The organism is Pedobacter paludisoli, from assembly GCF_052344095.1.
GTDB lineage: Bacteria > Bacteroidota > Bacteroidia > Sphingobacteriales > Sphingobacteriaceae > Pedobacter.
The window spans coordinates 2,181,836-2,195,399 of sequence record NZ_CP179926.1; the positions used below are offsets into that span (position 1 = coordinate 2,181,836).

The following is a 13,564-nucleotide window of genomic DNA, read 5'->3' on the forward strand; positions in this document are numbered from 1 at the left end:
CGATTGATTTAACGCAAGAAAAAATAATTCATCGGATAATTGGAAATATATAACCTTGAAGAATAAATTGTTATATTGCTTTCAGATAACCAAATTATAAACCGAATATTTTGTTCCTGACAAGCTATTAACCAATGTAATGGCCTTGTTTGGCAGAGTATTGATTAAAAAATCTAATACTAAAAATTAACTATGAACTTTTTACAAAGCAATTTAATTTATGTTATTCCGGCTTTAGGTCTTGTTGGAATTATAGTGATGTTAATCAAGAGTGCCTGGGTAAACAAACAAGAGGCCGGCGATAAAAACATGCAAGAATTAGCCGGCTACATTGCAGACGGCGCCATGGCTTTTTTAAAGGCCGAATGGCGGGTATTGAGTATTTTTGTTGTCTTCACCGCGGCTCTTTTGGCGTATTCTGGTTCCATTACAGAAATTAAAGGGATGCCTATGCATTCCAGTTGGATTATTTCTATTTCTTTCATTATTGGAGCCGTTTTTTCGGCAACTGCCGGATATATTGGTATGAAAGCCGCTACGAAAGCTAACGTACGAACCACACAAGCGGCACGAACCAGTTTAAAACAAGCCTTAAAAGTTTCCTTCACCGGTGGAACAGTAATGGGATTAGGTGTAGCAGGCTTGGCGGTATTGGGCTTAGGCGGATTATTTATCGTGTTCTTGCAGCTTTTTCATGTTACCGATGCTTCGTCAACAGAAATGAAAACTGCCATCGAAGTTTTAACGGGCTTTTCGTTAGGAGCTGAATCCATTGCTTTGTTTGCCCGTGTGGGTGGAGGTATTTACACCAAAGCTGCCGATGTAGGAGCCGATTTAGTAGGTAAAGTAGAAGCGGGTATCCCCGAAGATGACGTACGTAACCCTGCCACCATCGCAGATAACGTGGGTGATAATGTGGGTGATGTTGCCGGTATGGGTGCCGATTTATTTGGCTCATATGTGGCCACTATTTTAGCAACCATGGTGTTAGGACAAGAAATCACTGTGAGTGATAATTTTGGAGGGATGTCACCTATTTTATTACCCATGGTAATTTGTGGCTTGGGAATTCTTTTTTCTATTGTAGGCACCTGGTTTGTAACCATTAAAGATGAGAAATCAAATGTTCAAAATGCTTTAAACTTAGGCAACTGGTCTTCTATAGTGATTACCGCTGTTGCTTCTTATTTTATTGTGGATTGGATGTTACCAGAAACGTTAAACCTTCGCGGGTACGAATTTTCGAACACCAACGTATTCTATGCCATTTTGGTTGGTTTAGTGGTGGGTACCATTATGAGTGTGGTTACGGAGTATTTTACAGCAATGGGAAAAGGCCCGGTTAATTCCATTATTCAACAATCCTCTACCGGACATGCTACGAACATTATTGCAGGTTTATCTGTAGGAATGAAATCAACTGTTATTCCTATCTTAGTTTTAGCAGGAGGCATAATGTGCTCCTATCATTTTGCAGGTTTATACGGTGTAGCCATTGCGGCAGCCGGTATGATGGCTACCACAGCCATGCAATTAGCCATTGATGCTTTTGGCCCCATAGCCGACAATGCCGGTGGTATTGCCGAAATGAGTCAACTTCCACCTGAAGTACGTGAGCGTACTGATAACCTAGACGCCGTTGGAAACACCACTGCTGCTACAGGTAAAGGGTTTGCCATTGCATCGGCAGCTTTAACCTCTTTGGCTTTGTTTGCAGCCTTCGTAGGCATCGCTGGAATTTCGGCTATTGATATTTACAAAGCTCCAGTTTTGGCGGGTTTGTTTATTGGCGGGATGATACCTTTCATTTTCTCGGCACTTTGTATTCAAGCGGTTGGTAAAGCTGCGATGGATATGGTTCAGGAGGTGCGTCGACAGTTTCGCGAAATACCGGGCATTATGGAGTATAAAGCGAAACCTGAATATGAAAAATGTGTGGCCATTTCTACCAAAGCCTCTATTCGCGAAATGATGCTACCAGGTGCAATTGCCTTAATTACACCTATTATTATTGGTTTTACTTTTGGTCCAGAAGTTTTAGGCGGATTATTGGCCGGAGTTACCGTTACTGGCGTTTTAATGGGAATTTTTCAAAGCAATGCAGGTGGTGCTTGGGACAATGCCAAAAAATCGTTTGAGCAAGGTGTATTAATCAATGGTGAGAAATTCTATAAAAAATCGGAACCACACAAGGCTTCAGTTACCGGAGACACCGTTGGAGACCCTTTTAAAGACACTTCAGGACCATCCATGAACATTTTAATCAAATTAATGTCTATTGTTTCACTCGTTATTGCACCTTATATCGCTATTAAGGCCGATACACGCGTACACCAAGAGGAAATACGCAAAGAAATTAAAATTGAGCGAAAAACGGACAGTTTAGGCAACATTACAACCGACACTTTAGTAAATACAGTCGATACTTTAAGCCATTAGTTGTAAAATGATCAATATATTAACTAGTAAAAGGGATTTTTCAACAAAATCCCTTTTACATTTCAGGTTTTTTTAAGTAGGTTTACAGCTTATTATCATAAAATCAACAAACACAAAAGACTAAACAAATTATGAATCTTAAAAAGCCTATTGATGTGCTTATAGCCGAATCTGCTGAAAAGGGAGAGGGAACACTAAAGCGCACACTAAGTAGCACAAGCCTTGTTGCCCTAGGCATTGGCGCCATTATCGGAGCAGGTTTATTTTCTTTAACAGGAATTGCGGCTGCCGATCATGCAGGCCCAGCAGTAACCTTGTCATTTGTATTAGCCGCAGTTGGCTGTGCATTTGCAGGACTTTGCTATGCTGAGTTTGCTTCAATGATTCCGGTTGCAGGAAGTGCCTACACCTACTCATACGCCACGATGGGCGAATTTATGGCTTGGGTTATCGGTTGGGATTTAGTTCTAGAATATGCCTTGGGAGCTGCCACAGTGGGCGTTTCATGGTCTGGCTACTTTAATAAGTTATTACACGAATTTGGCATGGAAATGCCCCTTTATCTCACAAAATCATTTGCCGAGGTAGAAGGAGGAGGTGTTAATTTGCCGGCTATTATGATTGTATCATTACTTTCATTATTATTAATTCGTGGCACCAAAGAATCGGCTAGCCTAAACAATATCCTAGTGATTGTGAAGGTTTCGGTTGTATTAATCTTCATTTTCTTAGGTTGGAAATTTATTAACCCTGCAAACCATACACCTTACATCCCTGCTAACACAGGCGTAAAAGGCGAATTTGGTATTTCAGGAATCGCTGCAGGTGCTGCACTTGTATTCTTTGCTTTTATTGGTTTCGACGCAGTTTCTACAGCTGCGCAAGAAGCAAAAAATCCACAGAAAGGCATGCCAATTGGTATTTTAGGTTCATTAGCGGTATGTACAATATTATACGTTTTATTTTCGCACGTAATGACAGGTTTGGTTCCTTACACAGTTTTCAAAGGTGATGCCTCTCCTGCCGCGACAGCATTTAAAGTTACAGGTTACAGCTGGTTACAAATGGGCTTAATCATTGCTATTTTAGCAGGTTATACTTCAGTAATTTTGGTGATGTTAATGGGTCAATCACGAGTTTTCTACACCATGTCTAAAGATGGTTTGTTACCAAAATTCTTTAGTGATATCCATTCAAAATTCAGAACTCCATTCAAAACCAACATTTTCTTCATGTTATTCGTGAGTATTTTTGCAGGTTTTGTTCCGGTTACCGACTTGGGCCACATGGTTTCTATTGGTACTTTATTTGCCTTCTCTTTAGTCTGTATCGGTGTAATGATTATGCGCAAAACTGATCCGGATAGAGAACGTCCGTTTAAAACGCCTTTAGTTCCATTTGTACCTTTAATGGGTATTCTTGTTTGCGTTTACTTAATGTCGTCATTACCAATTGAAGCATGGATTCGATTGGCTATTTGGATGGGACTAGGTATTGCTATTTATTTCTTATACGGAACAAAAAATTCTGTTCTACGAAAAAATCAATTGAATAAATAAGCTTATTTTATAGATACAAAACCTCTTGATGAAAATCAGGAGGTTTTTTAATGCCATTTATTTTGACATGCGCTTAATTGCTATAACTTTGTGTAAATCCACAACGCCAATATGAAATTCCACTTCAGCCAAATTCTATCTACCAGCATGGTATTGTTTGCCATTATTGATATTTTAGGTTCTATTCCAATCATTATTGAGCTGCGTAAAAAAGCTGGGCACATTCAATCAGAAAAAGCTGCATTGGTTGCCACCTGTTTGATGATTGCCTTCTTATTTGCAGGAGAAGCGATGTTGCGTGTAATTGGACTTGATGTTGCATCCTTTGCCATTGCAGGTTCCTTGGTAATTTTCTTCATTGCCATGGAAATGGTTTTAGGCTTAACCTTCTTCAAAGAAGAAATTCCTGAAACCGTTTCAATTGTTCCCCTCGCCTTTCCATTGATTGCTGGAGCGGGCTCTATGACTACCCTTTTATCACTCAAAACACAATACGACACACAAAATATTGTGGTCGGTATTTTACTCAATATGCTGTTTGTTTACTTCGTTTTAAAAAACACACAACGTTTAGAAAAAATTCTTGGTAAAACTGGATTGAACATCCTACGCAAAGCTTTTGGTGTGATATTACTGGCTATCGCGATTAAGCTCTTCAGAAACAACACAGGCCTATAACACACTACAAATCAATGAAAAATATTATTCTTGTTTTAATTTTAACAACTCTATTTTTTCAAATTCAAGCGCAAACGAAAAAGCCAAACATTATTTTCATTTTAGCAGATGATTTAGGATATGGCGACATACACGCATTAAACTCAGAGGGAAAAATTAACACGCCTAACATCGATAAAATTGCTAAAAATGGCATTCGATTTAGCGATGCGCATACGAGTTCTTCTGTATGTACACCCTCGCGCTATGGAATTTTAACCGGCAGATACAATTGGCGTTCAACATTAAAAAACGGCGTTTTAGGAACATATGGTCGGCCTCTAATAAATGCTAACAGAACAACCATGGCCAGCATGCTTAAAACAGCAGGTTATCAGACCTCTATTTTTGGAAAGTGGCATTTAGGTTTTGATTGGACAACTACCGATGGTAAAAAACCTATTGATAGCAAAAATCAAAACAACCTTAACTATCATGCAGAATTAACAGGAGGACCAACAGCCTATGGATTTGATTATTATTTCGGGGTAGATGCACCAAATTATCCCCCTTATTGCTTTATTGAAAACAACCATCTAATTGGTGAACTCTCTACCTTTCATTCGTTTGAACCGAAACTTGACAGCAGAGCGGGGACTGGAGTTGCCAACTGGAGCCAAAAACAAGTAATGCCTGTTTTATTACAAAAAAGTAAAGAGTACATCCTCCAGGCGAAAAGTACAAAAAAGCCTTTTTTTATGTACCTGCCATTAACTGGCCCTCATACTCCAGTTGTACCTACGGACGAATTCCTACACAAATCTAAACTGAACATATATGCAGATTTTGTAATGCAAGTAGATCATTATGTTGGCGAAATACTTAACACCCTCGAAAAAACAAACCAACTAGATAACACCATCCTTGTTTTCACGAGCGACAATGGCTGTTCGCCACATGTGAATTATCCTGAGCTATTAGCCAAAGGACATAACCCAAGCTATATTTTTAGAGGTACAAAATCCGATATTTTTGAAGGAGGACATCGTGTACCCTGCTTGGTTCAATGGCCGGATAAAATTAAAGCCAATCAAGAAGTAACACAAACCATTTCATTAGTTGATTTTATGGCCACCTTTGCTAGTATAGTCAATTATAAATTTAAAGATAATGAAGCAGAAGACAGCTTCGATTTCAGCGAATTATTTTCTAAACCTGAATCAAAAAAACAAATTAGGCCTGCCATTGTATATCATTCTATCAACGGCAGCTTTGCCATCGAAAAAGCAAACTGGAAATTAGAATTATGCGAAGGTTCAGGGGGCTGGAGTCCAAGCAATCCTGGAAACCCTGCATCTTTGCCTGCTGTCCAATTGTATGATATAAAGAACGACATTTCGGAGCGCAAAAATATCCAATCCGAGTACCCAGAAGTAGTCAAAGAACTAAAGAAATTGTTAAAAAAATACGTTGAGGATGGCCGCAGTACTCCTGGCAAGAAACAAGTAAATGAAGGCCTATTTTTAGCTCCTCGAATGACTTGGATGGAAAACCTTTAGAACGTCAAAAGAAAACCAAATATAATATGAATAGTTTTGAATTCTATACCCTCATAATCGGTGCGATTGCTGTTTTAATAGAGCTTGTCAATCACATTAAGAAAAGTTTGCATTAATCTTTCTTAATCAAACGCGCCACAAACATGGTGTCGGCCTTGTTTTCATACCCTTTAACCAATTCCATTTTTTCTAGGGTTAAAGGAAGCGTGTCGAGCATGTGTTGTACAACTTCTTCGTTTTCTTGTTTAAAAGCTGAACAAGTAATGTAAATCAACGGCTTACCGGGCTTTAAATACTTGACCACGTTTTGCACAATTCCTTTTTGAATGGTCGAAAATTGTTTAATTCTTTTCTCATCAAAATAAGAAAGCATTTCAGGTGTACGTCCCCAGGTTCCGGACCCGGTACAAGGTGCATCTACCAAAATACCATCAAATTCATAGTGATGTAAAATCTGGTCGTTGTTTTTCAGCAAATCAAGTTCCTTTTTATGGTATTTTTTAATTCCAGCCAAACGAAAACGCTCATCAAGATTCATTAAGACACTTTCTCTTAAATCCGATACTAAAAGCTCTATAACCGGCTCGATACTGTGTAGCAACAAAGATTTACCGCCAGAAGCGGCACAGCAATCCCACCACTTATCCCATTTATTGGGTTGAAAATACAAACCTGTATGTTGCGAAGATAAATCTTGAACTTGATACGTTCCTTCTTGCAAAACTCCTTCTAGTTTCGTTCCATTGGGTAAAGCCAATGCTGTTTTAGTGACGATATTAGTCGATATTCCAGCTGTATTCAAGGCATCAGAGACCGCAGCAGTTTGATTCTCCGCAACGCGGATAAACAAATCGGGTTGGGTAAAAAATGACGCATAAAACGTCGATTTATCCAGTCCTTCTGATACGTGCTGATGAAACGAAAAAACATCTCCCAGATTAAATTCAGGATATTTTGCTAGGATCAGTGGATACTTATCTTCAAAAGGAAGTGTACTATGTTCTACTAAATCAGGCAAATTCTTTTCAACCACTAAACTAAGGGTTTGGTGACATAAAAAATCGCCTATACTTAAACGAAGTTCATTGCTCAAAGAAGGCAAGGCTTTCCCTAATCTAAAAAAGCTGTAAATATGTCGAGTGGCCCAACGTCGATCCGATGAACCCATCTGTTTATTTTGTTTAAAATAAGCAGGCAAAAATCGATGCAAGGGTACCTGACCATCGTAATGAATAACTATTTGCTCAAAAGCTTTTACCTGATGTTCTACTCTCATAAAGATTTTAAAGGGATTGTTTATTACCGCTTATTGGACCATGTTAAGGCCGAAATTTTTATATTTCAACAACAATATACTGGTGTTAATATAGCCTAATTTTTCGTCATATATAAAAGAAAACGCATTGTGTAATCCATTGTATTTCACTTTTGTTAATTGGCTAGCGTAATCTTCACCATAATTTGCCAAAAGAGTACCGAAATAGTATCCAATATCAAATCCTTTATAGGCATATTCACTTGGTTCAAAACTATATTTTGCTCTATATTTCTTTATAAAGCTGGCAACCGCCTGATTTTTATAATCAACTTTATAGGTCGAACTGATAATGGTATTCAATGCTTCTACTTTCTCCGTTGGATAATTTTGCTTAGCCCAATTTGGATGTCCGTACACGTTTGTGACATACCCCTTTGCTTTTATTTTTATCAAACGGTCAAGGGTTGCAACTACAAAGGCCCTATCTGACGATGCTACAACGACTACATAGTTTTTCCCTTTTTGTAGCTTGGTTTCTAAGCTGTAAACGGATGCATATTCTTGAAACTCATATCTAACTTTAACATTCGATTGGAAATAATTTCGTATCGGCGCTGCAAATTGTTCATCCTCCGTTTTCTTCGGATTAATTAACACGATAATTGTATTGGCGGAATTAATGGTTTTGCCTATGTAATGCGCTATTTTCTCGCCATGCAAATTTATATTGCCCACTATGGATACTAGTTTCGGATTATTAAATTCAGCAGGTTGTGATGCCGCTAAAGGTGAGACTACCAGTATATTTTTTTCCTTTGAATAATTACTGATATATTTCAACCCATCCGGAAAAACGGGCCCAACAATCAACCTGCTTTGCTTAAATCGATCATTTGTATACAAGGAACTGATGTGACTATTATCGTCTTCCGTGTCAAATACATTCAGTTTAAAATTTTGACCCTTGCCTGCGGCTGAATCAAGACCTAATTTAAATCCTTGGTAAAAATCAATGGGCATTGCATACTTTTCTACTTCAGTTTTACCCAGAGTTTTGAAGTTGACATCGTTTAAGCGGAAAGGCACAAGTAATGAAATACCCGCCTGTTCAATTTTTTTATTCGATTTTTCAACTGGAATCTCCTTTTCAACGGGTTTTGATGGCGCTGATTTTGGTGTACGCACTTTAGAAGAACAAGCTGCAATTAAAACGGACAGTAATAAAAAAAAGGCGTATGTATTCTTTTGCATAAAAATGTCTTTCAAAAAATATGCCAGCAAAGGTATTAAGCTTAATGATATATTCTTTTATTTTTAGCGATAAAGTTTTCAAGAAAAGGTTGATTAAATTGATTTTAACACCTTCCTACTACTATTTTTTTTGAATCTACACCATTTCTATCAAACGTGTTTAGCTAGAGCATAACAGCGAAACCTAAAAACAAAAAAACCAACTATAAACAAATAGTTTACAGTTGGTTCATGATTATATATTTCTGAGAATATCGTTTATTCCCATTCAATAGTAGCAGGTGGCTTAGAGCTAATGTCGTATACAACTCTATTTATTCCTTTTACTTTATTAATAATTTCGTTTGAAATTTTTGCTAACACTTCATAAGGTAAATGACACCAATCTGCAGTCATTCCATCAACTGATTCAACTGCACGCAAAGCGATTACATGCTCATACGTACGCTCATCGCCCATTACCCCTACCGATTGAACTGGTAAAAAGATAGCACCTGCTTGCCATACTTTATCGTACAAGCCAGCTGCCTTTAACTCGTGAATGTAAATAGCATCGGCTTGTTGTAAAATAGCCACTTTTTCTGCAGTTACTTCACCTAAGATACGAATGGCTAAACCTGGACCAGGAAAAGGGTGACGGCCTAAAATACTATCATCAATTCCTAAAGCTTTTCCAACTCTACGAACCTCATCTTTGAATAAAGTTTTTAAAGGCTCTACGACTTTCAATTTCATAAAATCAGGTAGACCACCCACGTTGTGATGCGATTTAATGGTAGCCGAAGGGCCATTCACAGAAATCGATTCAATAACATCTGGATAAATAGTACCTTGACCTAACCAGCTTACGCCAGTTACTTCATGAGCCGCATCGTCAAATACTTCGATAAATACACGACCAATTGCTTTGCGCTTTAATTCTGGGTCTTTTAAACCTGCTAATTGCCCTAAGAAACGATCTTTTGCATCAATTCCTTTAATGTTTAAGCCCATGTGCTTGTATTGCTCAAGCACTTGTTCATATTCATCTTTTCGCAATAAGCCATTATCAACAAATATGCAATGTAAGTTCTCGCCAATTGCTTTGTGCAATAAAACCGCAGCAACGCTACTGTCTACCCCACCAGACAAACCTAAAACCACTTTATCGTTTCCTAATTGCGTTCTTAAATCCGCAACGGTTGTTTCGATAAAAGATGCCGAAGTCCAGTCTTGGTTACAACCACAAATATCTACCAAGAAATTCTCTAAAAGTACTTTACCATCAATACTGTGTGTCACTTCTGGGTGAAATTGAATGGCATACGTTTCTGAATCTTTGATATGATAAGCAGCCACTTTTACGCTATCGGTACTGGCAATTAATTCAAAGTTATCTGGAATTTCGGTAATGGTATCACCATGGCTCATCCATACCTGAGAATCGATATTAATCCCTTTAAATAACTTGTTCTCTTGATTAACGAAGTTAAGATTTGCACGCCCGTACTCGCGAGTGGATGAAGCTTGAACGCTTCCTCCTGAGTGCTGCGCAATATATTGTGCACCATAGCAAACTGCCAATAGTGGATATTTTAAATGATACTTTGAGATATCGATTTGAGGGGCATCTTCTTGACGCACAGAATACGGACTTCCAGAGAAGATTACACCTTTTACATCCTCTGTAATCTCGGGAAGATTATTATATGGATAGATTTCACAATAAATATTTAGTTCGCGAACTCTGCGGGCAATGAGTTGTGTAAATTGCGAACCAAAATCGACGATTATGATTTTTTCTTGCATCCGCAAAGGTAGCAATAAGATATGAGATTTAAGAGCTAAGATTTTAGATTTTTTAGCGAGAATTTACCCAAGGATTTTTAACCCAACTGAGGTATATTTCATTACTTTTCATCTTTATATATTAGCGTAAGATTTTATTGAATTGCTTGCCATATTAACATCCTGTCAAATGGATAATACCGATACCCGCTTGAATGTCTTCTACCACTTCAGAAAAATGAGTTTTAAATTCCCCAACTGTCATTGTTTTCATAACCTGAAATTTGAATCCAAATACAAACTAATCTTATAAAGTTTTCAAGATTAGCCTTTTAGGTGGAGAGTAACTGTACTTCGACCCCAAATTTACGTAGAAAATCTACGCCTTCATCGCTTGGCAATCCTTTATAAGCTGCATATGATTTTGAATAATACACCAACTTTATCCCCGAAGATAAAATTAAACGTGCGCATGCGATACAAGGTGATAAGGTAGTATACAACGTGCAACCCTCTATTTTCGCTCCATTCTTTGAAGCATACAAAATAGCATTTTCCTCTGCATGCAGCGCCAATGAGCAACTTCCTTTGCTATCACGCGCGCATCCATGTTCTGGCCATTCTTCATCACAATTGTGTGTTCCGGCTGGCGGTCCGTTGTATCCGATAGAAATAATGCGGGTATCTTTGGTTAACACCGCTCCAACATGCGCTCGCACACAATGTGAACGCTCTGCCAGCTCGGTAGCCAAATTCATAAATATTGAATCGAAACTTGGTTTATGTAACATATTAAAAATAAAAAGCCACAGAAATAAATTTCTGTGGCTGTAAAAATACTGTATTAAAAATTAATGTCCGCCAGAAATTTTCTCATCAAAATTAATTCCTTGCTTCTTTAAAATAGCCGCGCCTCGAACGGCATAAAATGCTAAATAGGCAAAGCATATTACCCCAATAATGTAACTATTTTGAATTCCAGTAAATTTAGAAAGGTATCCCTGAGCCAAACTCACAAAGCCTCCACCCATAATCATCATAATTAAAAAGCTACTTCCTTGACTCGTATTTTTCCCTAAACCGCTTACTGCAAGCGTAAAAATACACGGCCACAACGTACTGCAAAACAACCCTACGCTAGTAAACGCATACACACTAACCATTCCTTTTGTAAACATACCGATGATTAACGCAAGAATACCTGCAATCGAAAATATTAACAGCATGCGCGCTGGATTTCCTTTACTAGCCATATCGGCGGCAATTAATACCAAAATTACCGCAGCATATACATAAAATGGTGTTAGATCGTGTTTGGCAATTGCGTTAACGAGCAAGAAAATACCAAAGGCTAAATACGGAGCAATAAAGCGTAAAATTTTCTGCAAACTCATATTCTCTGTGAAAGCTTCAACCGCACCAGTCCAGCGGCCAATCATTAAACTTGCCCAGTATAAAGACACATAAGGCGCAATGTCTTTAATCGCAAAACCTAATTTTTCTTCCATATAAGCAGGTAAATTACTGGCTGTTGATACCTCAACGCCTACGTATAAAAAGATAGCAATCATTCCCAAAACCAACTGCGGATAACGCAAGGCCGATTTTCTGTACTCACCTTTCTCCTCTGTTGCTTCAACTAAGGCTGGTCTATCTGGCAAAGCCGACATTTTTAGAAACACCGCCACCGCTAAAAAAGCAACCCCTAATATCAAATAGGGTACCTTCACACTCTCGATGCTCAAATTGCTCTGAACATTGGTTGCAGAACCAAAAATGGCGAAATTAACCAACAGGGGTCCTATTGTTGAGCCAAAGTTATTGACTCCACCTGCTAAAGTTAATCGTTGGGATCCTGTTTTAATTGGCCCTAATGCAATGGCCAGCGGATTTGCAACCGTTTGCTGTAAAGAAAAGCCCAAGGCAACAATAAACAAGCCCGATAACATTAATGTAAATGAACCGCTATTCGCGGCTGGATAAAACAACAGGGTTCCGGCGGCCGAAATAATTAGTCCCAACACAAGTGAATTTTTATACCCTATCTTGTTCACAATATCCTGCCCCATCGCAACCGAGATAATATTATAAATAATGGCTCCCACCGTGTACGCAATATAAAATGCAAACGATACTAACTGACTCTGGAATTGAGTTAAATTGAAGGCTTGCTTAAATACGGGAATTAAGATATCATTACTTGCAGCTACAAAGCCCCAAAAGAAAAATACCGTCACCAAGGGTATAAATTGCGCCCACTTAGTTTGTGCTTGTTCTGTACTCATATACTTTATTAAATTGTTTTAGTAGGGCTAAACATAAAGAAAAAAACTAAAAAAACAGCACGAAAGAATCAAGCTGACTAACAAAATAAATTTGACTTTTACTGGTTTAAAATTGCATATTCGCATACGTTAAAAAAGTAGTTAGATGTTTGAAGCCATATTACTAGGTGTTGGGGCGGGGATGATTTCATCGTTTCTAACGGGGCCTGTATTTTTTGCGATGATTAAAACCAGCATTGAAAAAGGGTTCAAAGCGGGTTTTTCTTTAGCCATTGGCGTAATTGCAAGCGATGTCATCCTCATTAGTCTTGTACTCTTCGGCAGTCAGTTTTTAGCGTATCAAAGCAGTTTCGACAAATATGTTGGCATTATAGGTGGTATATTTTTATTGGCCGTTGGCATCTACTATCTTTTTTCGCGTATATCCATCCATTACGACACAGATAATTTACAAAGAGTAAGCAAAAGAGGTTATTTATTAAAAGGTTTTCTCATGTGCATACTAACACCATCAACGCTAATGTTTTGGGTTGTGGTGAGCGGCATTATATCTGTTAAACTGAACAATATGTTCAATGAAAAATTAATGTGTTTTATCGTAGCAATGGCTACTCAATTAAGTATAGACGGAGCAAAAAGTTATTATTCTAGTAAGCTCCGCTATCGAATCAAAGAAGATGCACTTAAAAAATTAAACAAAATTGCAGGCGTTATCCTCATCCTTTTCGCCGCATGGCTGATGATAAAAACCTATCTTGCTTTTTATTTACATTAACGACTCTTTATCGG

The 13,564-nt window shown here is 38.1% G+C and carries 10 protein-coding genes; 5 read left to right on the plus strand and 5 right to left on the minus strand.

Going from position 1 to position 13,564, the window contains the following annotated elements:
- The first annotated feature begins 192 nt into the window (after positions 1-192).
- The 4 genes from ACJVDK_RS08805 (at position 193) to ACJVDK_RS08820 (ending at position 6,214) form a co-directional block, all read left to right on the plus strand.
- Positions 193-2,439 (plus strand): sodium-translocating pyrophosphatase, encoded by a 2,247-nt coding sequence (locus tag ACJVDK_RS08805; protein ID WP_443939904.1) that lies wholly within the window; start codon positions 193-195, stop codon positions 2,437-2,439.
- 131 nt (positions 2,440-2,570) lie between these two features.
- Positions 2,571-3,998: an amino acid permease gene (locus ACJVDK_RS08810; RefSeq protein ID WP_443939905.1), complete on the plus strand. Its 1,428-nt coding sequence runs from the start codon at positions 2,571-2,573 to the stop codon at positions 3,996-3,998.
- Positions 3,999-4,109: 111 nt separating this feature from the next.
- The gene (locus ACJVDK_RS08815) at positions 4,110-4,676 is read left to right on the plus strand and encodes a MarC family protein (RefSeq protein ID WP_443939906.1); all 567 of its coding nucleotides are present in this window, start codon (positions 4,110-4,112) and stop codon (positions 4,674-4,676) included.
- A 14-nt stretch (positions 4,677-4,690) separates the two neighbouring features.
- Complete coding sequence (locus ACJVDK_RS08820) at positions 4,691-6,214, plus strand: sulfatase family protein (RefSeq protein ID WP_443939907.1); 1,524 nt, start codon at positions 4,691-4,693, stop codon at positions 6,212-6,214.
- A gap of 112 nt (positions 6,215-6,326) precedes the next feature.
- Here the strand turns inward: ACJVDK_RS08820 and ACJVDK_RS08825 are convergent, their stop codons facing one another.
- The 5 genes from ACJVDK_RS08825 to ACJVDK_RS08845 all read right to left on the minus strand — a co-directional run bounded on the left by ACJVDK_RS08825 (position 6,327) and on the right by ACJVDK_RS08845 (position 12,775).
- Positions 6,327-7,490: an RsmB/NOP family class I SAM-dependent RNA methyltransferase gene (locus tag ACJVDK_RS08825; protein WP_443939908.1), complete on the minus strand. Its 1,164-nt coding sequence runs from the start codon at positions 7,488-7,490 to the stop codon at positions 6,327-6,329.
- 30 nt (positions 7,491-7,520) lie between these two features.
- The gene (locus ACJVDK_RS08830; protein WP_443939909.1) at positions 7,521-8,723 is read right to left on the minus strand and encodes an ABC transporter substrate-binding protein; all 1,203 of its coding nucleotides are present in this window, start codon (positions 8,721-8,723) and stop codon (positions 7,521-7,523) included.
- A gap of 258 nt (positions 8,724-8,981) precedes the next feature.
- On the minus strand, positions 8,982-10,511 hold the full coding sequence (guaA, locus tag ACJVDK_RS08835; RefSeq protein ID WP_443939910.1) for a glutamine-hydrolyzing GMP synthase: 1,530 nt from the start codon (positions 10,509-10,511) through the stop codon (positions 8,982-8,984).
- Positions 10,512-10,822: 311 nt separating this feature from the next.
- A complete protein-coding gene (locus tag ACJVDK_RS08840) occupies positions 10,823-11,281 on the minus strand; it encodes a deoxycytidylate deaminase (RefSeq protein ID WP_443939911.1) in 459 nt (152 codons plus the stop codon).
- 60 nt (positions 11,282-11,341) lie between these two features.
- Complete coding sequence (locus tag ACJVDK_RS08845) at positions 11,342-12,775, minus strand: MFS transporter (RefSeq protein WP_443939912.1); 1,434 nt, start codon at positions 12,773-12,775, stop codon at positions 11,342-11,344.
- Between the two features lie 145 nt (positions 12,776-12,920).
- Here ACJVDK_RS08845 and ACJVDK_RS08850 point away from each other — a divergent pair, with 145 nt between their 5' ends.
- Positions 12,921-13,550, plus strand: coding sequence for a LysE family translocator (locus tag ACJVDK_RS08850; RefSeq protein ID WP_443939913.1), 630 nt, complete (start codon positions 12,921-12,923; stop codon positions 13,548-13,550).
- Positions 13,551-13,564 lie beyond the last annotated feature (14 nt).

Coding starts and splice junctions, on each gene's coding strand:
- ACJVDK_RS08820 (WP_443939907.1), top strand. CDS start 4,691: ATGAAAAATATTATTCTTGTTTTAATTTTAACAACTCTATTTTTTCAA.
- ACJVDK_RS08830 (WP_443939909.1), bottom strand. CDS start 8,723: ATGCAAAAGAATACATACGCCTTTTTTTTATTACTGTCCGTTTTAATT.
- ACJVDK_RS08845 (WP_443939912.1), bottom strand. CDS start 12,775: ATGAGTACAGAACAAGCACAAACTAAGTGGGCGCAATTTATACCCTTG.
- ACJVDK_RS08850 (WP_443939913.1), top strand. CDS start 12,921: ATGTTTGAAGCCATATTACTAGGTGTTGGGGCGGGGATGATTTCATCG.
- guaA (WP_443939910.1), bottom strand. CDS start 10,511: ATGCAAGAAAAAATCATAATCGTCGATTTTGGTTCGCAATTTACACAA.
- ACJVDK_RS08840 (WP_443939911.1), bottom strand. CDS start 11,281: ATGTTACATAAACCAAGTTTCGATTCAATATTTATGAATTTGGCTACC.
- ACJVDK_RS08805 (WP_443939904.1), top strand. CDS start 193: ATGAACTTTTTACAAAGCAATTTAATTTATGTTATTCCGGCTTTAGGT.
- ACJVDK_RS08825 (WP_443939908.1), bottom strand. CDS start 7,490: ATGAGAGTAGAACATCAGGTAAAAGCTTTTGAGCAAATAGTTATTCAT.
- ACJVDK_RS08815 (WP_443939906.1), top strand. CDS start 4,110: ATGAAATTCCACTTCAGCCAAATTCTATCTACCAGCATGGTATTGTTT.
- ACJVDK_RS08810 (WP_443939905.1), top strand. CDS start 2,571: ATGAATCTTAAAAAGCCTATTGATGTGCTTATAGCCGAATCTGCTGAA.